At 45.8% G+C, this 18,756-nt stretch carries 14 protein-coding genes, 1 tRNA gene and 3 pseudogenes; 6 read left to right on the top strand and 12 right to left on the bottom strand.

The genetic code is table 11. The features are described 5' to 3' along the window. Window positions 1–4: 4 nt before the first annotated feature. The 3 genes from E5355_RS03285 to E5355_RS03275 form a co-directional block, all read right to left on the bottom strand. Window positions 5–2,542 carry a leucine-rich repeat protein gene (locus E5355_RS03285; RefSeq protein WP_136009163.1) on the bottom strand — a complete coding sequence of 846 codons (2,538 nt, stop codon included), beginning with the start codon at window positions 2,540–2,542 and terminating at the stop codon, window positions 5–7. An 826-nt stretch (window positions 2,543–3,368) separates the two neighbouring features. Further along, window positions 3,369–4,640 carry an ATP-binding protein gene (locus E5355_RS03280; protein ID WP_136009162.1) on the bottom strand — a complete coding sequence of 424 codons (1,272 nt, stop codon included), beginning with the start codon at window positions 4,638–4,640 and terminating at the stop codon, window positions 3,369–3,371. A gap of 462 nt (window positions 4,641–5,102) precedes the next feature. After that, window positions 5,103–5,858: a response regulator transcription factor gene (locus E5355_RS03275; protein ID WP_136009161.1), complete on the bottom strand. Its 756-nt coding sequence runs from the start codon at window positions 5,856–5,858 to the stop codon at window positions 5,103–5,105. Between the two features lie 90 nt (window positions 5,859–5,948). On the opposite strand from E5355_RS03275, the gene E5355_RS03270 reads away from it, so the two are divergent. The 6 genes and pseudogenes from E5355_RS03270 (at window position 5,949) to E5355_RS03250 (ending at window position 12,078) form a co-directional block, all read left to right on the top strand. Continuing rightward, the gene (locus E5355_RS03270) at window positions 5,949–6,506 is read left to right on the top strand and encodes a sugar O-acetyltransferase (RefSeq protein ID WP_136009160.1); all 558 of its coding nucleotides are present in this window, start codon (window positions 5,949–5,951) and stop codon (window positions 6,504–6,506) included. A 20-nt stretch (window positions 6,507–6,526) separates the two neighbouring features. Then, the gene (locus E5355_RS03265; protein ID WP_136009159.1) at window positions 6,527–7,171 is read left to right on the top strand and encodes a DUF1349 domain-containing protein; all 645 of its coding nucleotides are present in this window, start codon (window positions 6,527–6,529) and stop codon (window positions 7,169–7,171) included. A 27-nt stretch (window positions 7,172–7,198) separates the two neighbouring features. Beyond that, a pseudogene (locus E5355_RS19780) lies at window positions 7,199–7,330 on the top strand (IS982 family transposase); the annotation flags it as partial. A gap of 588 nt (window positions 7,331–7,918) precedes the next feature. Continuing rightward, window positions 7,919–9,872: pseudogene (locus tag E5355_RS20290) on the top strand (DUF2723 domain-containing protein); the annotation flags it as partial. Between the two features lie 101 nt (window positions 9,873–9,973). Next, window positions 9,974–11,311, top strand: a pseudogene (locus tag E5355_RS20285) (hypothetical protein); the annotation flags it as partial. 110 nt (window positions 11,312–11,421) lie between these two features. Further along, window positions 11,422–12,078: a polysaccharide deacetylase family protein gene (locus tag E5355_RS03250; RefSeq protein WP_136009157.1), complete on the top strand. Its 657-nt coding sequence runs from the start codon at window positions 11,422–11,424 to the stop codon at window positions 12,076–12,078. A 178-nt stretch (window positions 12,079–12,256) separates the two neighbouring features. Here the strand turns inward: E5355_RS03250 and E5355_RS03245 are convergent, their stop codons facing one another. The 9 genes from E5355_RS03245 to E5355_RS03205 form a co-directional block, all read right to left on the bottom strand. Then, the gene (locus E5355_RS03245; RefSeq protein WP_136009156.1) at window positions 12,257–13,489 is read right to left on the bottom strand and encodes a DUF4861 domain-containing protein; all 1,233 of its coding nucleotides are present in this window, start codon (window positions 13,487–13,489) and stop codon (window positions 12,257–12,259) included. 166 nt (window positions 13,490–13,655) lie between these two features. Further along, a complete protein-coding gene (locus tag E5355_RS03240) occupies window positions 13,656–14,459 on the bottom strand; it encodes a gluconate 5-dehydrogenase (protein ID WP_016272247.1) in 804 nt (267 codons plus the stop codon). Window positions 14,460–14,497: 38 nt separating this feature from the next. Next, window positions 14,498–14,650: a 5-keto-4-deoxyuronate isomerase gene (locus E5355_RS03235; protein WP_035457530.1), complete on the bottom strand. Its 153-nt coding sequence runs from the start codon at window positions 14,648–14,650 to the stop codon at window positions 14,498–14,500. 284 nt (window positions 14,651–14,934) lie between these two features. Next, window positions 14,935–15,005, bottom strand: a tRNA-Gln gene (locus tag E5355_RS03230). A gap of 124 nt (window positions 15,006–15,129) precedes the next feature. Then, the gene (gene tyrS / locus E5355_RS03225; protein WP_016272246.1) at window positions 15,130–16,422 is read right to left on the bottom strand and encodes a tyrosine--tRNA ligase; all 1,293 of its coding nucleotides are present in this window, start codon (window positions 16,420–16,422) and stop codon (window positions 15,130–15,132) included. A gap of 107 nt (window positions 16,423–16,529) precedes the next feature. Further along, window positions 16,530–17,195, bottom strand: a complete 666-nt coding sequence (locus E5355_RS03220; protein WP_136009155.1) for a TatD family hydrolase — start codon at window positions 17,193–17,195, stop codon at window positions 16,530–16,532. Continuing rightward, window positions 17,192–17,413 carry a membrane protein insertion efficiency factor YidD gene (gene yidD / locus E5355_RS03215; RefSeq protein ID WP_016272244.1) on the bottom strand — a complete coding sequence of 74 codons (222 nt, stop codon included), beginning with the start codon at window positions 17,411–17,413 and terminating at the stop codon, window positions 17,192–17,194. The genes E5355_RS03220 and yidD overlap by 4 nt, the downstream gene beginning before the upstream one ends. Beyond that, entirely contained in the window at window positions 17,410–17,826 is a 417-nt protein-coding gene (gene rnpA / locus E5355_RS03210; protein WP_136009154.1) for a ribonuclease P protein component, read from the bottom strand. The genes yidD and rnpA overlap by 4 nt, the downstream gene beginning before the upstream one ends. Window positions 17,827–17,999: 173 nt before the next feature. Continuing rightward, complete coding sequence (locus E5355_RS03205) at window positions 18,000–18,752, bottom strand: uroporphyrinogen-III synthase (protein ID WP_016272242.1); 753 nt, start codon at window positions 18,750–18,752, stop codon at window positions 18,000–18,002. Between the last annotated feature and the right edge of the window lie 4 nt (window positions 18,753–18,756).

Raw genomic sequence — 18,756 nt, 5'->3', positions numbered from 1 at the left:
CAATTCATTCCTCAACTATAGTTTTGAACTCTCTCCACATTATTGCTGTATGGTATGCTTCATTGCACCCCTTAGGGACATACAATGTTGCATTATTATAAACCTCATTATTAAAACCGATTATTGAAGGAGGAATAGTTGACCTACAATGTATTTCCTTAATATATTTACTGTCCCAAAATACCCCACCCGTTTTTAATCCAGTACCAAATATGATTTTTTCCAAGGAAGTACAATCATAAAATGTAGTTTCTGGAAATCCCGTAACACTATCAGAAACAATAATTGATTTTAAATTTGAACAATATGCGAAAGCATATCCTTCAATATATGTTACTGATTTCGGTATCACTATTTCTTTCAAAGAAGAACAATAGCTAAATGAATTTGCATGTATGCAAGTAATTTTATCCGGCAAATCAATAGATTCTAAAGAAGAACAACCACTAAATGTAGAACCATTACTAAATGTAGAATCACCAATCATCTTAATAGAATTCGGTAAATTTATTTTCTGTAGAAGAGAACATGAATAAAAACAAAATCCTCCAATAGTCGCTACATTGTCAAATAGTTTAACCTCAATAAGATTTTTACAATAAGCAAAAGATTCATTTTCTATCTTTACACAAGAATAAGGCAATAATACTTTTTTAAGAGATTTACATTTACGAAACATACAATTCCCAATAACATTATTTTTAGTATAGCAATCCTCATATTTATCAAGAGTCCCTGGTTTATAAGAATCAGGATAGCAATATATTTCGCCTCCTTCCACTATATTAACATTAGTGAGATCTAAATATTCAAGAACACCATTTGTTTCCTTCTCTATATAATTCACACCAGCCATTTCCCTAATCAGCCTGATATCAGATCCGTTAATATCACCTTCAAGAACAATTTTTTTAACCTTTAAATAATCAATATTCAATATTTCCATTTTTCTTTTTAAGGAACCAGCCGTTTCTAATGTCAATTCCAAAACTGATTTTCCCTGTTGGACAACATTCAATGTATCCGCTAAACCTTCATTATTTCTATTGTAATAGATGATTTTAGCCTCTCTTTTATTATAAGCTTCATTTGGGGCAATCATATAATAAAGTGTATGGGTGGAAACGCTTCTTGTTGTGGTTACAGTAATCCAATCCACTTGTGGCATTCTCACATCAAAGTCAAAGTTACTATTTAGCTCTACTGCAATTCGTCCGCCTTCATCAGATATTGTATATTCATTTTTAATCAAATCCAAAAAAGCCCTTTCAGCTTGACATACTTTTAAAACCTCTTTCTGTTTACCATTTTGAAAAATGATTTCTCCTTCACGTTTATTGTACTCGTTATTTTTATCAATAATGAACGAAAGATTAGAGGTAGAAAGCCCACGAGTAGAAGTTCCTTTATGAATCCAACCCCGATATTGTTCAGGAATAAAAGTTTCATAGGCAACATTGGCTTTTATTTCTATCCGAATAGTACCACCTTCCATTCCTACTGAATATTCTTTCTGCGACAGCAATATCGCATCCTTCTGCACCTGAACAATCTTCAACGTATCTGCCACAGATTTATCATTCCTATCATAATAGATAATTTCGGCCTCCCTCTTGTCATAAGTCTCATTAGGAGTAACAGTATAATAAAGCGTATGGCTGGAAACACTTCTCGTTACGGTTGCGGTAATCCAATCTACCTGCGGCATTTTCACATCAAAGTCAAAATTACTGTTTAGTTCTACTGCAATTTGTTCCCCTTTATCAGAAACAATATATTCATTCTTACTCAGCAATACGATGCCGCCTCCTATCTGATACACCTTCAAAACTTCCTCCAATTCACCGCTTCGGAAGATGATTTCTCCTTCACGCTTGTCATATTCCTCGCTCTTGCTGATATAAAACTTCCGCACAGTTCTATCCATGTTGGTTCTTGTAGCAGATTCGAGCATTTGATTATATCCTTTGTTGCCCATAATTATTTGCCCGGAACCAGAACTTTCATGAATCCAACTTTGATATTGCTCTGGAATAACAACTTCATAAGTAACATTTGCTTTTACCTCTACCTGGATTTCTCCTCCATTCTTATCTACTTCAAACTTTGCAGTAGTCAGAGTGATGGCATCTTTCTGTTTCTGCGTTACTACGATACTCTTAGTCAAATCACCGGCTGTCAGGTTCAGTACCACATTACGGTCATCGACTCCTTCATTTCTTATTACTTTAACTAAGACTTGATTTTCTCCGGCTTTTCCCTTATTGGGGAACACCGTACACCAGCTGACATTACCGCCTGACTGTGAAACATCTATCGACCAATCTTTATTGGTTGTAAAAGAAAGAATCGCTTCGCCACTATCCGAAGCGAAATTCAAGCTTTTGGTAAAGTAAATTTCACTATCAGGATTAGGGATAATCTCTGCCGGAGTATCATCATTCGAACAACTACTCAAAGCGGTCAACAGGCACAAGACTGCCATTGAGTACAACAAACGCACATAGATGGAACTTTTAGAATTCACTTTAAATAGAATCATAACCAGATAATATTAGTCCTCGCGTTCCTCCGAGAATATAAAAAAAGACAGCGTGGAACTGCGTGCTATTCATCGTCTTTGAAGGTCCTAGGAAAACCCGATACACCAATGAACAGACAGCAGACCCACGCCGAAACCAGCGTAGGAATCGTCTGTGCCATTCTTGTGTATCTTGAAAATTTCCTAGGTTCTCAAAGACAAGAATGAAGCACAACGCTTCTTACAATATCATTTCACAAAACATTGAAGCTAAGGACACTTCCTTGCTTCGATGGCAAATTTAACGATAAAGAATGAAAACAAGAAAAAGATTGGAAAGTATTTTTGAGGCTGATGCATACAGAAGATAAATCCGGTTTTGTCATTCTGACACTTTGTATTTTCTATCGCACGAGAATCCCGTACTTCCGACCGATTATCCACACAGAAAGAAATACGAGAGCGAAAATCCATAAGTGTCAAGTTATAAGTATTATACCAAAACGAACGTCCTTCCAATAAATCGGAATCACCTCTCCGAAAGCCCGGATACACCGAAAATGCAAAAGCAAAAGAACGTTTTACTAAAACAGAGTAACCGTTTTACTAAAACGCAATACCCCTTTTAGTAAAAAGCAATCACCCTTTTAGCTTAAAGGTGTAGCCAATTTCTGCATAAAAGCCCTACAAAAGCGGAAGAATATGCAAGAAGAACGCATCTTTATGACCCCAATATCCACAATATATCCTAAATTCGTCCTTCTGCCCAACCATGTGCGGCAGAGAAATCTACAGAAACATTACTTTTTGTCAAAAATATAAGGATATTACTGCCTTTCAGCACCTTTTACAACAACCCATGCAGTTCCCACGCCCGCACATGCCGTATTCCTTCATTGGATGGCAGACAGAAATCATCAAGCGAAACAACCAGTTTCTCATAATTATCTTGTATCGACTCCAACGAAGCATACTCACGACGCATCGTCTGCTCGTCAACCAACATATAAGTGGATTGCAGATAAACCGTGCGGTCGCCTTTCCGTGCCACGAAATCCACTTCCTTCTCTTTGGCACATCCGGTATAGACATCATAGCCTGCCCTGAGTAACTCCAGATAGACAAGATTCTCCAGTTTATAACCCACACCATAGGCTGTTCCGGGATAGAGGAAATTCTTAAAGGCAAGGTCGTTGATGTAATATTTCGCCGTACCGGACAGTATTTCCTTTCCGCGCAAGTCAAAGCGTTCACAACGATACGCCAAGAACGAGTCTTCGATATAGCCTATGTAGGCAGCCACGGCATCATAGCTCGTCTTCCGGCCCTGGCTCTTGAAATAGTTCACGATGTTGCCGATGGACACTAAATTAGAGGCATTGCCTACAAGAAACGCAAAAAGGTCCTCAAGCAGTCGGGGGTCACGTATGCTGTAGCGTTGGATGATGTCCTTCAGCAAGATGGTGTCCTTCAAGGCAGACAAGTAATTGCGCTGCACCTCCTGCTTTTCGGGCAAGACAAAAAGTTCCGGGATTCCGCCCGTATTCATATAGCCCATATAGCTCTCACGGTTCTGTTCCAGATGCCTTATCTCTGTATACTCCTGATAGCTGAAGGGATATATCGGAAATTGGACGTATCGCCCGGAAAGCAGCGTGGCAAGCTCACCGGACAGCATCCGTGAGTTGGAGCCGCTGATAAAGAGCTCGTACTCCTCGGTATAGTCCTGCGAATAAGAATTGACCGACTTTTCCCATTCTTGGATGAGCTGCACTTCGTCGATGAAAATATACATCCTTCCCTGAGGGTGCAGTTCGCTTTTATAAAGCGCCACCAACTCTTCCAAATCCTTGTGAGTCTTCAAGAAAGCAAAGTCGCTCAGTTCCCGGTTGATGAACAAGGTGTTCTGCGGAGGGACACCGTTTCTTATCAGTTCCCTTGCTATCTGTCTCAACACATAACTTTTTCCGGTACGCCGCTGACCGATAAGCACCTTTACAAGACGATTACCTACGTAGTCCATGATTCTGCCGGTATAAGCTACCCGCATGAAACCGAAGTCAAAATCTCCTTCTGTCCAGAGATTGTACTTCCTAAGTATATCCATTCTTTCGTCCATAACCTAAACTTTAGTTGCAAAGATAACAATTTTCGGTTATAAACGAATATTTCTATCAACTCTTTCGTTCATAACCTGAAAAATTTGCGAAAAAGGCTAGATTTTCGGTTATAAACGAAAGATTCATTTAGACAAGCAAGGAGGATATTTCCTTTCCGCATCCCCCTTTATCGGCCGGATATTCCCTCTATAGAATCATCATTGTTGCATCTATACTTCCACCGCGCTGCATCTATACTTCCACCGTGCTGCATCTATAGATGCAGCAAATCCCTTAACCTATCCTAATAATGCTGCTTATTGTCACCTATTTAGAAGCGAAATCATTATATTTGCGCCCATATATGCCAATACGTTGACTAAGCGATGGCAAAACAGCTGCTGAAACAATAAGAGAGACAGAGGGGGAACTTCCGGCTCATTGCTCAAGCCACGGTAAACATATTATTTTTTGTTTGATGCTCAAATTAGTTTTAAGTCTTTTGCTACCCGGCACGCCTCAATAGAGTTTTTCACTTGAAGTTTGCCTAAAATTTCCTGTCTGTGCCGACTAACTGTATTTATGCTGATAGAAAGTGTTTCGGCTATTTTCTTACTTGTCAGCCCTTTGTCAATGAGGCTCAATACCTGCTTTTCTCTGACGGACAGAATCCTTGTGCTGTCCTGTTTGCCAATTTCTGTCATTTGACCGTTAGCTGAATTGATTATCAGGCATTTGGCTGGAATATCAAACAGTAAAGGGCTATAAAGGCATAAAGCCAGCCACAGCGTGTCGTTAGAAGGGGCAGAAACATAGAACATCCGATGCAATGCTGATATATAATTATTTTTGCCGTTCTTCATACGAAGTTTGCTTATCAGATAATAATCAGTGCGTTTGCTCTTGGGCTGGTGTTTGACAAAATGGAAAAAACACAATTCTTGTAAGTGCTTCCCTGCCAAATCGTCAGGATGAATGAGCTTGAAGATTTCTTTTTCCCAAATGGAAGACACCTTGCCCTCGTCTCCGCATTTATCTATTTCCAGCATTCGGGAAAAACTACCATAATAAATGTAACTCATATTGGTACGCATATCACTCAATACGGCTACCGCACTCTCCATCCGTGCATAGTTGCGCGCTATATCCTTATACTTGCCCAGCAACTCGGAGTATGGTTGTTCTTCCGCAAAATCCTGTGTGAAAAACTCCTTGCTCAATATATCGATTGTGTCCATAGCCAGAAATAAAAATGGTTATTTATAATCATTGTGCAGTATATAACAATACCCTACCTTTGCAAAGGTAAAAAAACTAAATGGTTGTTTATGATAAGTGAGAAGGAAAAGTGCCGGCAAGGAAAACTGTACGATGCCAATAATGATGCGGAATTGATAGCCGAAAGGCAGGCATGCAAGGCATTGTGCCATGAATATAATCATCTACTGCCATCGGAAACGAAACGCAGGGAAGATATTATTGTCAGTCTATTCGGAAAATCGGGGCATAGTTTCCTGATAGAACAGCCGTTCTTCTGTGATTATGGTTATAATATAGAGATTGGCGAAAATTTTTATGCCAATGTGAACTGTGTTATTTTGGACGAAGCAAAAGTTAAGTTCGGTGATAATGTGTTCATTGCTCCGGGTTGTGGGTTTTATACTGCCGGACATCCTTTTGATGTGGAACAAAGAAATCGCGGACTTGAATATGCACGGCCGATTAGCATAGGCAATAATGTATGGATAGGAGCGCACGTTTGCGTCTTACCGGGAGTTATGATAGGCGACAACTGTGTCATCGGTGCGGGAAGTGTGGTAAATAAAGATATTCCGGCAGGAACATTGGCAGTCGGGAATCCTTGCCGTGTTATTCGAAAATTATAACATTAACAATATATTGAGAAATGAAAAAGTTACTATTGAGTGGAATGATGATTGCTGCTTCATTTACCTGCATGGCGCAATCATTGGAAAAGATGCAATGGTTCAATGAACCTGAACAATGGAAAATTGAGAACAATTCGCTTTCGATGCATGTTACTCCCCAGACTGATTATTGGCGTATATCCCACTATGGATTTACAGTGGATGATGCCCCGTTTCTGTACACATTGCGTGGCGGGGAATTTGAAGTGAAGGTAAAAATATCTGGCGATTACAAGACCCGTTTCGACCAGTCGGGACTGATGTTGCGCATCGACCACGAGAACTATATCAAGGCCGGTATTGAGTTCGTGGACGGGAAATATAATCTTAGTACCGTTGTAACTCATCATACAAGTGACTGGAGCATTATATCTTTGGATAAGCCCGTCCCGTTTGTATGGATTAAGGCGGTACGCCGACTGGATGCCGTAGAGATTTTCTATTCTTTTGATGATAAGGAATACACGATGATGCGCAACGCTTGGCTGCAAGACAATCATCCCGTCATGGTAGGGATAATGGGAGCTTGCCCTGACGGTAACGGTTTCAAAGCCAAATTTGAGAATTTCTCAATTAAGCATTTGCCAGATTTGCGCAGGGTTGAATGGCTAAGGAAAAACTAAATATCAAAAACAACAAGCATTGCCGTCCACTCCGGACACCGTTCCTTCAGTAACTTCATAGCCAATTCATTGTCGGCTATTGCAGCATACTGCTTTTTTGAAAAGAAACCCGTCATTGATGCAAATCTTATCAATGACGGGCAATTTTGCATTTTCTAATTGTATATCGAATTCCTTTAGATGCTGTGGCACCTATTGATTCAACATTTACAGGAATACAGATGGAGGTCAATACTGTACAATCAGAAATAAGCTTTATCATTACATTTGCCTTCTATCGATTTCAAAAGAGAGTTATTTTCAATAATTACAGTTTTCAAAGAAGCACAGTAAGGCTTTCTTTCGTCCATAATCTAAAAAGGCTGCAAAGAAGATACTGTTTTCGGTTATAAACGAAAAGTCCATTCAGGGCAAGCAAAGTGGACACTTCCTTTTTGCATCCCCTCCATTATCGGCCGGATATTCTCTCTTATAGAATCATCATTCCCTTAACCTATCCTAATAATCCACCTTGCTGTCACTCATTTAGAATTGAATTTATTATCTTTGTCGCGTTGTGTGCCATGCATCCGCGTAATGCCGAAGCAGGCAATATGGCCTGTCGCGACAGACACTGGACTTCAGCGCGACAAACACCAGTGTCTGACGTGACAAACACTGGACTCTGACACGACAGACACCGGTGTCTGTCAATAAGCATTAAGCAACTGGAAATAAGAAGATTATATAATAAAGAATTTCATCTGAATGAAACAGTACAAAACCGTAAACAACCTTGTAGGCTGGATTACCTTCCTCATTGCAGCGACGGTCTACTGCATGACCATCGAACCTACTGCAAGCTTTTGGGACTGCCCGGAGTTCATCACCACCGGCTATAAGCTGGAAGTAGGACACCCGCCCGGCGCACCGTTCTTCATGCTGGTGGCCAACCTTTTCTCACAATTTGCTTCCGATGCCTCCACCGTTGCCAAGATGGTGAACTACATGAGCGCGCTGATGAGCGGCGCATGTATCCTGTTCCTTTTCTGGAGCATCACGCACCTGGTACGCAAACTTGTGGTGACAGACGAAAACAATATCACACGCGGCCAGATGGTTACCATCATGGGTAGCGGCCTGGTGGGCGCACTTGCCTACACGTTCAGCGATACCTTCTGGTTCAGCGCTGTGGAAGGCGAGGTTTATGCCTTCTCCTCACTGTTCACTGCCGTCGTATTCTGGCTCATACTGAAGTGGGAGGACGTTGCCAACGAGCCTCACAGCGACCGCTGGCTGATTCTCATCGCCTACCTGACGGGACTTTCCATCGGCGTGCATTTGCTGAACCTGCTCTGCCTGCCCGCCATCGTACTGGTATACTACTACAAGAAAGTACCCAACGCCAATGCCAAAGGCTCTCTGCTGGCATTGCTTGCCTCGGGCATACTGGTTGCAGCCGTACTATACGGCATCGTGCCGGGTATCGTGAAAGTGGGCGGCTGGTTCGAACTGCTCTTCGTCAACACACTGGGCATGTCCTTCAACACGGGTGTCATCGTATATATCATCCTGCTGGCAGCCTGCCTCATCTGGGGTATCTACGAAAGCTACACCGAACGCAACAAGGCACGTATGGCACTCTCGTTCATACTCACCATTGCCATGCTGGGTATCCCGTTCTACGGACACGGCACCAGCTCGGTAGTTATCGGTGTCATTGTCATTGCCGCATTGTGGCTCTACCTCCGTCCGAAGACGCAGGCAGCCGTCAAGGAGAAACTCCGCGTATCGGCACGCACGCTGAACACCTCGCTGCTCTGCACCATGATGATTGTCATCGGATATTCCTCGTATGCACTTATCGTTATCCGCTCCACCGCCAACACACCGATGGACCAGAATTCTCCGGAGGACATCTTCACACTGGGCGAATACCTGGGACGCGAGCAGTATGGCACACGTCCGCTGTTCTACGGCCCTGCCTTCACCTCGCAAGTGGCGCTCGACGTGAAAGACGGCTACTGCGAACCGCGTATCAAGTACAACGGCACGAAGTTCATCCGCAAGGAGAAAGCTACGCCCGAGGAAAAGGATTCGTACATCGAAATCCCCGGACGCATTGAGTACGAATACGCCCAGAACATGCTGTTCCCCCGTATGTACAGCAGCGCTCACACGCAGCAATACCAAGCTTGGCAGGACATCAAGGGCTACGACGTGCCCTACGACAAATGCGGCAACATGATAATGGTGAACATGCCCACACAGTGGGAAAACATCAAGTTCTTCTTCTCCTACCAGCTCAACTGGATGTACTGGCGCTACTTCATGTGGAACTTCGCCGGACGCCAGAACGACATACAAGGCAGCGGGGAAATAGAACACGGCAACTGGATTACGGGCATCTCCTTTATCGACAACTGGCTGGTGGGCGACCAGAGCCTGCTGCCCGCCGAGTTGCGCGACAACAAGGGGCACAACGTCTTCTACTGCCTGCCGTTGCTGCTGGGCATCATCGGCCTGCTGTGGCAAGCCTACCGCGGACAGAAAGGCATCCAACAATTCTGGGTGGTCTTCTTCCTATTCTTCATGACCGGTATCGCCATCGTGCTCTACCTGAACCAGACCCCGAGCCAGCCGCGCGAACGCGACTACGCCTACGCCGGTTCGTTCTACGCCTTTGCCATCTGGATTGGCATGGGTGTGGCAGGACTTATACAAACAGCGGACAAGCGGATGAGGAAACAAGACTACAAGGAGGCAGGTGAGGCAAGTGATGCCAATGCGTTTGTGCCCTCGTCAACGTGTGCCCTCGTCATCTCATTCGTTTGCCTCCTTGTCCCCATACAGATGGCAAGCCAGACTTGGGATGACCACGACCGTAGCGACCGATACATGGCACGCGACTTCGGGCAGAACTACCTGATGTCACTGCAAGAAAGCGGAAACCCGATTATCTATACCAACGGCGACAACGATACCTTCCCCCTCTGGTACAACCAAGAGACCGAAGGTTTCCGCACCGACGCCCGTACCTGCAACCTCTCGTACCTGCAGACCGACTGGTACATCGACCAGATGAAGCGTCCTGCCTACGACAGTCCTTCCCTCCCCATCACGTGGGACCGTATGGAGTACGTGGAAGGCACCAACGAATACATCCCCATCCAGCCGGAATACAAGAAAAGTATCGACCAGCTCTATGCCGAAGCCGAGAAGCAGGCACTGGACGGTAATCAAGAAGCGCTGGTAAACGTGAAGAAGGAATTCGGAGACAACCCTTACGAGCTGAAGAACATCCTGAAACACTGGATACGCGCCCCCAAGGACAAGGACCTGAAGGTGATTCCTACCGACAGCATCGTTATCAAGGTGGACAAGGAAGCCGTGCGCCGCAGCGGCATGATGATACCGGGCGACTCAATCCCCGACTACATGCACATCTCGCTGAAAGGCAAGCGCGCCCTCTACAAGAGCGAGCTGATGATGCTCGAGATGCTGAGCGAGGCCAACTGGGAACGCCCCATATACATCGCCGTCAGCGTAGGCAGGGAGAACCAGCTGAACATGGAGAACCACTTCGTTCAGGAAGGACTTGCCTATCGTTTCACCCCGTTCGACACCGGCAAGACGGGCGTGACGATAGACTCCGAAAAGATGTACGACAACCTGATGAACAAATTCAAGTTCGGCGGCATCGACAAGCCGGGCATCTACATCGACGAGAACGCCATGCGCATGTGCCACTCTCACCGCCGCATCTTCTCGCAGCTTGTGCAGCAGCTGATGCGCGAAGGCAAGAAAGACAAGGCTAAAGCTGCCCTGGACTATGCCGAAAAGATGATTCCCGCCTACAATGTGTCTTACGACTGGCAGAACGGTGCCGTACAGATGGCAGAAGCCTACTACCAGCTAGGCCAAACCGACAAGGCGGACGAGATGATGAAAGCCCTTGCCGACAAGGCCATAGAATACCTGACCTGGTATCTGAGTCTGGACAACAACCGCTTCATGATTTCTACACGTGAATTTGAATACCACTGGGCTGTACTCGATGCCGAAGTAAAGGCTATGAAGAAGTACAACTCCAAGCTCACCGAAACCTACGAGCCGAAAGTGGAAGAACTGTATAATATGTATGCGGACAGAATGAAATAGGAGCATTCAACCATAATAAGAGAAGTCTTAATTATAATGTATTCACTAACAAACCATCCTCAAACCTCCCCTCCCCTGTGTAGGGAGGGGTTGGGGGAGAGGCTTTAATTATGTTTATAGAACAACCTCCTGAGTTTTTTCGTAAACTATACCCCGGTGCAGTCTGGAGGATGGACCCCAATGAAAAAGCCGTCTATCTGACTTTCGACGACGGCCCCATACCCGAAGTAACTCCTTGGGTGCTCGCTCTGCTGGACAAGCACAATATCAAGGCCACCTTCTTCATGGTAGGCGACAACATACGGAAGCATCCGGACGAATTCCGGATGGTTGTTGAACGCGGACACCGCATCGGTAACCACACCTTCAACCATATCCGTAGTTTTGAATACACAGCCAAAAATTATTTGGGAAACACCGAGCAGGCGAAAATCTTCATGGAAATGGGCGGAGACATTAATTGTAATGTGGAGAAAGTCCTCTACCCTCTCTTGTTCCGTCCTCCCCACGGCCACATGTTCGCCAACCAATACCTCACGCTGAAACGCACCTACAAGATTGTGATGTGGGACCTCGTGACACGCGACTACAGCAAAAAGCTGCGCGGCCCGCAAGTGCTTGCCAACGTGATGCGCTACGCCCGCAACGGCTCCATCATCACCTTTCACGATTCTTTGAAATCCTGGCACAACGGAAACCTGCAGTACGCACTTCCGCGTGCCATTGACTTTCTGAAAGAAGAAGGGTACGAATTCAAAGTGCTGTAAAATCCGGTCGGGAATGACACGGCTCTTTTATTCAAGGAAGCTAGAAGAAGAAGTTAGAGGGAGTTAAATGGAGAGTTATCGTCCTTCTGGCTCAGGAGCTAGAAGCCGACAGTTCTATCAATGTAGAGCGATACTATCGGCCTCTGGCTTTTAACTCCCTTGAATGATAACCAAAGGATTATTTGACTTCAATTGTCAGCGGATTGCGCACCTTCTGTGCAAATGCTGCCATATAGCTGTTCCAGGCTTCAGCAGTCTTGATGTCCGCACAGTCCCAGGCAAAGCCCCAGTAATACACATAGTCGGCATCCGGCTCATAGTCGCTGACAGCCAGTACATGACCGTCTGCATTGTTACGCATCTTCTTCTCCTCTGGGGAGAACAGAACAGTCTTGGCTTCCTTTACAACGGCAGGAAAAGCGGCCCCCATGAATATCTTGCCATTATCCGATCCGGTAGTGGGATCTACATACGTCATATAGCCACCTGCTGCATCAGCCACCACAGCGCCGTCCGGTTCGTGCAGCACAATGCCGGTAACAATGGGCAAGGATTCCTTTAGACAGCTATACGAAATGGCAGTGCGGTTCAGATGAGAACCGGCATCCAGCGTAATCAGACGTGTTTCCACCACCGTAGTATCCCCTTTCACAGCCAGCGGATTGAACTCCAGCTTCACAGTAAAACGCAAGGGGCCGTTGTCCAGCACTTCCTGCGTCTTATAGCACCACGGATAGATAATGGTATCATTCACCATCAGTGCAGATACCCCGGCTCCCAGTGTGGGGCCTACTGCATAGCAGTCCATGCCATAACCGTGGTCTATATGATAGGAGAATGTGCGTACCAGTTCACCGGCCGCCTTCGGGTCTGTCTTGCGCAATTCGTTTACCTGCTTCCAGGAGTCTGCATCCAGCTCTTTGGCATACATGTCTTCCAATACCGGTGCAGCAGTGCCCCGCTTCGTGAACAAGTCGTAGCCGAAGCCACGTTCACCCCTTGCCTGCAACGCAGGACCGTAGGCACGGAAACCCACCAAGTCGTTCTCCCAGGCCATGTCGTCCAGACGTTCGGGAAACTGACGCCCGCAAGCCCTTACCTCCACATCGACGGGAGTACCGGTCTGAATGGTATATGCAGCCGATGCATTGGCGGCTACCGTGGCGGGGAAGATTAGCTTGTCATCATAGGTCACTTGGTAGGGAACTTGTTCCCCCTCGACATTCAGAACCACAATCTGTGCGGTGTCTGCCAGATTCAGACGGTTCGAAATCTCGGCCATGGACACCTCTACCATCTCATCGGAACGATCCATCGACAGCGGATTGGTTACCGTAACGGTCACTGTCTTGCTGTCGTTGCAAGCAAGGCAGGACAAGGCCGCCATACATAATAAAAGAAAGTTTTTCATATAATCATTGCTTTTTCCTAATCAGTTATATAACTTTCCTTCAGGCACAGATTTCGCTGATCATACGGATTTTACTTATCTTTTCCGCGTAATCCGCACCTAAAAGAAAAAGGTGACAAGTGACATTATCCCGCCACTTTATCACCTTCTCAACTATCCTTCAAATTTATTTCGGTTGCTTTCCGATGTAAGCCAGAATACCTCCGTCTACATAGAGTACATGACCGTTGACTGCATTAGAGGCTTCGGATGCTAGGAACACTGCCGGACCGGTAAGTTCTTCCGGGTCTAACCAGCGGCCTGCCGGAGTCTTGGCGCAAATGAACGAGTCGAACGGGTGACGGCTTCCGTCAGCTTGCTTTTCGCGCAGCGGAGCAGTCTGCGGAGTAGCAATGTAACCCGGGCCGATACCATTACATTGGATGTTGTATTCACCATATTCAGAGCAGATGTTACGGGTCAGCATCTTCAAACCACCCTTGGCAGCAGCATAGGCCGACACAGTCTCACGGCCCAGTTCGGACATCATGGAGCATATGTTGATGATTTTACCGTGGCCCTTCTTCATCATGGCAGGCAGAACAGCCTTTGATACGATGAACGGAGCATTGAGGTCGATATCGATTACACGGCGGAAGTCAGCAGCCTCCATCTCGTGCATAGGAACGCGGCGAATGATACCGGCATTGTTCACGAGGATATCAACGGAACCTACTTCCTTTTCAATCTGGGCTACCATAGCCTGAACAGCAGGTTCGTCTGTCACATCACATACATAACCGCGTGCCTTGATGCCCTTTTCAGTATAGGCAGCCAAGCCTTTGTCTACCAACTCCTGGTTAATGTCGTTGAAACAGATAGTTGCTCCCTGCTCTGCAAAAGCTGAAGCGATAGCAAAACCGATACCGTAAGAAGCACCTGTGACAAGGGCTACTTTACCTTCCAAAGAAAAATTCAAATACGGATTCATAATGTAAAATTATTAAGTTTAAATAAGTGATATTCTATTTATGTACGATTTGCAAGTAGTTTATACTCAATGGAAACTTTATCTTGGGAGAATGCCTTCTCTATAAGGAAATCGCAACGGATGTTTTTCGTATCGTAGCTTTTTACATCATCCGGATGCTCAGCATAGCGATTTTCATAGCTCGTTTTCATGATTGCACTACATCTAATAGGTTATAACTTCAGTCATCAAAGATGCCTCGTTTGCGTACACGATGCAAATGTAGCAAAAGAAAACGGAGAAACCGTATAAATTTGTATCAATTATATAGCAATATCGTTCAAAGATTCGTGAAAAGGAAAAATGGGGTTGCCGTGTCACCTAATTTGGCACCGAAATCGTGTCTGTTTTTCTCGATACCTATTTAGAAGTAACAAAAAAACCCACTAAAACTTACGATTTTAGTGGGTTTTTAGCTGCAATTGGTGTATCGTAGTTGGACTACCAGGATTCGAACCTGGACAAACAGAACCAAAACCTGTTGTGCTACCATTACACCATAGTCCAAACATGAGGCTTTCTGTTAAAAAGCGGTGCAAAGATAAAAGGAAGCCCCGAAATATCCAAATATTTCGGGGCTATTTTTACTTCCGAAGCATTATTTCCTTAATTACTTCTCTTTAAAATACCGTTATTTGGCGATAATCAGATAATAATTCTTCTTTCCGCGCTGTACCAGCAGGTATTTTTCGTCAAGCAGGTCGGCTGTCGTAATCACCTGGTCGAAAGCAGTCAGTTTCTCCTTATTCAGAGAAACGCCGCCGCCTTGCACCAGCTTGCGCATCTCACCCTTGGAAGCGAATACAGCAGCATTATCCACGAATAAATCCACCGCCTTTACACCGGCTGCCAGTGCATCACGGGATATTTCAAACTGGGGAACCCCCTCGAACACAGCCAGCAACGTATCTTCGTCCAACTTCTTCAGCGCGTCGGAAGTTGCATTGCCAAACAAGATGTTGGATGCATCCACAGCGGCATTGTAGTCCTCTTCGGAGTGAACCATGATAGTGACTTCCCTCGCCAAACACTTCTGAAGGACGCGCAAGTGGGGAGCAGCCTCGTGCTCGGCCGTCAGAGCGTCAATCTCTTCCTTAGACAGTGCGGTGAATATCTTGATATAGCGTTTGGCATCCTCGTCGCTCACGTTCAGCCAGAACTGGTAGAACTTATACGGAGAGGTGTAGCGCGGGTCGAGCCAGATGTTTCCGGACTCTGTCTTACCGAACTTGCCACCGTCAGCCTTCGTAATCAGCGGGCTGGTCAGTGCAAACACCTCCCCGCCGTTCGTACGGCGAATCAGCTCGGCACCGGTGGTGATGTTACCCCACTGGTCGCTGCCACCCATCTGGAGCTTGCAACCTTTGGTTTCATACAGATGAAGGAAATCGTATCCCTGCAGCAGCTGGTAGGTGAATTCCGTGAAGGAAAGGCCGTCACGTGCCTCACCGTTCAGACGCTTCTTTACAGAATCTTTCGCCATCATATAGTTCACGGTGATGTGCTTACCCACCTCACGGGCAAAATCGAGGAAAGTGAAGTTTTTCATCCAATCGTAGTTGTTCACCAACTCGGCACGGTTGGGGGCATCCGAATCAAAATCCAGAAACTTGGAAAGTTGCGCCTTCATGCCGGCCAGGTTGCGCTGCAACGTCTCTTCCGTAAGCAGATTGCGTTCGGCAGACTTTCCGGAAGGGTCACCAATCATACCCGTAGCACCGCCTATCAGCGCCAACGGCTTGTGTCCGCAACGCTGAAAGTGACGCAGAATCATCACACTGCAAAGGTGCCCAATGTGCAAAGAGTCCGCAGTAGGGTCGAAACCAATGTATGCAGTCACTTGTTCCTTAGCCAGAAGTTCTTCCGTACCCGGCATCATATCGTGGAGCATGCCACGCCATCTTAATTCTTCTACAAAATTCATCGAATGATTAAGTTATCTGATTAATTATTTAAGTGATTATCTATGAATTGTTTGATTCCTATCTTAATCTGCGCAAAAATACGACTCTTTATTTGAAGAAACAACTCTTAGGGTTTAAAAAAGACTTTGCAGACATTTCTCCGAAGCGTTTCTCCAAGCTCTTCGGGAGAGATGCCGCGCACCCTGGTGGCGCGTGCATACAATTCCCCGATGGCAACTTCGCTTTCATCTGTTTCGATGAACAGCCGGTCGGCAGGTATACGGCACAAGGCCGCTTTCTGGTACTTCTCCCCGAATGAAAGGTAAAAGCCATGTTTCAGATACTCCTCCGCCAGCGCTGCCTTGCCGCGGAAACCATGTATTATCCACGGATTCGACGGGCGCAAGTCCCGCTTCACCTTCAGCAGTTCATCGACCGCCTTGACCAGATGAATCACCAGCGGCTTTCCTACTTCCTCCGCCAAGCATGCCTGACGCCTGAACACTTCTACCTGCAAATCCATCGGAGCATCTGCCAGCTTGTCCAGCCCAGCTTCGCCCACGGCAAGTACTTGGGGATGGAGTACTACCCTCTCCAGGCCGCATACCCTGCTAGCCACAACATTCTCTGCTACTGAATGGTCACCTCCAGTCCGGCCTATATGCCAGGGATGTATTCCCACCGAATACCATCCGCCGCTCTGTGGAGAGAACGCTTCGGGATAGCAATTCACAATGGCCGCTCCGCGCACTTGCGGGAGCCGATGCGTATGTATGTCTACTGGAATATTCATGGAACGGGATCATATCCGGAACCTCCCCAAGGATGGCAGCGCAGAATACGCCTTATTGCCAGCTTCCCCCCCTTGAAAGGTCCGTGTTTCTTGATGGCCTCCACCGCATATTGCGAACAAGTGGGGGTGAAACGGCATGAAGGCCCTATCATGGGTGATATGCACTTCTGATAGAAATAAATGGGAAGTAGCAACAGATATGAAAGCAGACGCTTCATGGTATCTGGGGAGTTTGCGTGGCTTCAGCATTCGCTGCCACCCTCTCGGCAATGCGTGCCAAAGCAGTCTTCATACGGTCTTCGATAACGGAAGAATCCACCAACTGGTCTGAAAGATAGATGAAAGCGACGGCCAGACGGCATTTCTTTTCCGCCAATACTGCCAGCAGTCCTTGTTTGTTCATGCGGTAGGCTTCACGTATCTGGCGTTTCACGCGGTTGCGCTTCACCGCCCGCTTGAAACGACGCTTCGAAACACTGATAAGAATGGAGGCAGACACTTCCAGTTCCTCCACCGGCAGATAAACCACACGCAAAGGGAAGACCGAAAACGAGCGCGAACCGCCCGCAAACATCTTCTCTATTACTTTCTTCTTGTCCAACCGTTCGGACTTGCGCAAGGTATTTGGCATGAGCTATAAGTTATGAGTTATAAGTTATGAGTTATAAGGGTGATACAAAAAAGGAGCTACAAGTACCTGGCGACATAAAAGCACAACCACTTGTAGCTCAATTTTATAAATCCACCGTTACTACTACAAGCCATAAGCAAATCACTCATAACTTATAACTCATAACTCTTTTTTTACTTTCCTTTATTATTCTCCTTGATAAACATGTCAAGCGCCGCCGTCATTGAGGGAGCTTGCACGCTGGGGGCTTCCAAGTCAAGACGAAGTCCGGCATCACGGACTGCCTGGGCGGTGGTAGAGCCGAATGTACCAATTTTGATCTCCTTCTGGTCAAAATCAGGGAAATTCTTCTTCAAGGCACTGATACCTGCCGGACTGAAGAACACCAGCATGTCATAATCAAATGCCTCATCTGGAGCAAAATCATTGCTGACGGTTCTATACATGACAGCTTCCGTATGCTGAATCTTATTCTTATCCAGCAAATTCTTCACGTCATCATTGTGTACATCCGACATTGGCACCAAGTACTTTTCAGCCTTATGCTTAACAATGGAAGGTATCAAATCGTCAATCTTCCCGGTGTTTCCGAAGAAAATCTTACGCTTACGATACTGCACATACTTTTGGATATACAGAGCAACGGCCTCCGTCACGCAGAAATACTTCATTGTTTCGGGAATTGTCACACGCAATTCCGTACATAAGTGGAAGAAATGATCAATGGCATGACGCGAAGTAAAAATAACGGCAGTATGGTCCAAAACCGAAATTTTCTGTTGTCTGAACTCTTTCGCTGAAAGGCTCTCCACTTTGATAAATGGGCGAAAATCTATCTTCACACCATATTTCTCGGCAATGTCGTAGTAAGGAGATTTCTCTGATGCCGGTTTCGGCTGCGACACAAGTACTTTCTTAATTTTCAACGTC

It is taken from the genome of Bacteroides muris (ex Afrizal et al. 2022), assembly GCF_004793475.1.
GTDB classification, from domain to species: Bacteria; Bacteroidota; Bacteroidia; order Bacteroidales; family Bacteroidaceae; genus Bacteroides; species Bacteroides muris.
This window is presented reverse-complemented; position numbering and strand designations above follow the sequence as displayed.

Excerpts from the sequence above, each read along its gene's own strand:
- E5355_RS03285 (WP_136009163.1), bottom strand. The coding sequence starts at position 2,542 with ATGATTCTATTTAAAGTGAATTCTAAAAGTTCCATCTATGTGCGTTTG.
- E5355_RS03280 (WP_136009162.1), bottom strand. The coding sequence starts at position 4,640 with ATGGACGAAAGAATGGATATACTTAGGAAGTACAATCTCTGGACAGAA.
- E5355_RS03275 (WP_136009161.1), bottom strand. The coding sequence starts at position 5,858 with ATGGACACAATCGATATATTGAGCAAGGAGTTTTTCACACAGGATTTT.
- E5355_RS03270 (WP_136009160.1), top strand. The coding sequence starts at position 5,949 with ATGATAAGTGAGAAGGAAAAGTGCCGGCAAGGAAAACTGTACGATGCC.
- E5355_RS03265 (WP_136009159.1), top strand. The coding sequence starts at position 6,527 with ATGAAAAAGTTACTATTGAGTGGAATGATGATTGCTGCTTCATTTACC.
- E5355_RS03250 (WP_136009157.1), top strand. The coding sequence starts at position 11,422 with ATGTTTATAGAACAACCTCCTGAGTTTTTTCGTAAACTATACCCCGGT.
- E5355_RS03245 (WP_136009156.1), bottom strand. The coding sequence starts at position 13,489 with ATGAAAAACTTTCTTTTATTATGTATGGCGGCCTTGTCCTGCCTTGCT.
- E5355_RS03240 (WP_016272247.1), bottom strand. The coding sequence starts at position 14,459 with ATGAATCCGTATTTGAATTTTTCTTTGGAAGGTAAAGTAGCCCTTGTC.
- E5355_RS03235 (WP_035457530.1), bottom strand. The coding sequence starts at position 14,650 with ATGAAAACGAGCTATGAAAATCGCTATGCTGAGCATCCGGATGATGTA.
- tyrS (WP_016272246.1), bottom strand. The coding sequence starts at position 16,422 with ATGAATTTTGTAGAAGAATTAAGATGGCGTGGCATGCTCCACGATATG.
- E5355_RS03220 (WP_136009155.1), bottom strand. The coding sequence starts at position 17,195 with ATGAATATTCCAGTAGACATACATACGCATCGGCTCCCGCAAGTGCGC.
- yidD (WP_016272244.1), bottom strand. The coding sequence starts at position 17,413 with ATGAAGCGTCTGCTTTCATATCTGTTGCTACTTCCCATTTATTTCTAT.
- rnpA (WP_136009154.1), bottom strand. The coding sequence starts at position 17,826 with ATGCCAAATACCTTGCGCAAGTCCGAACGGTTGGACAAGAAGAAAGTA.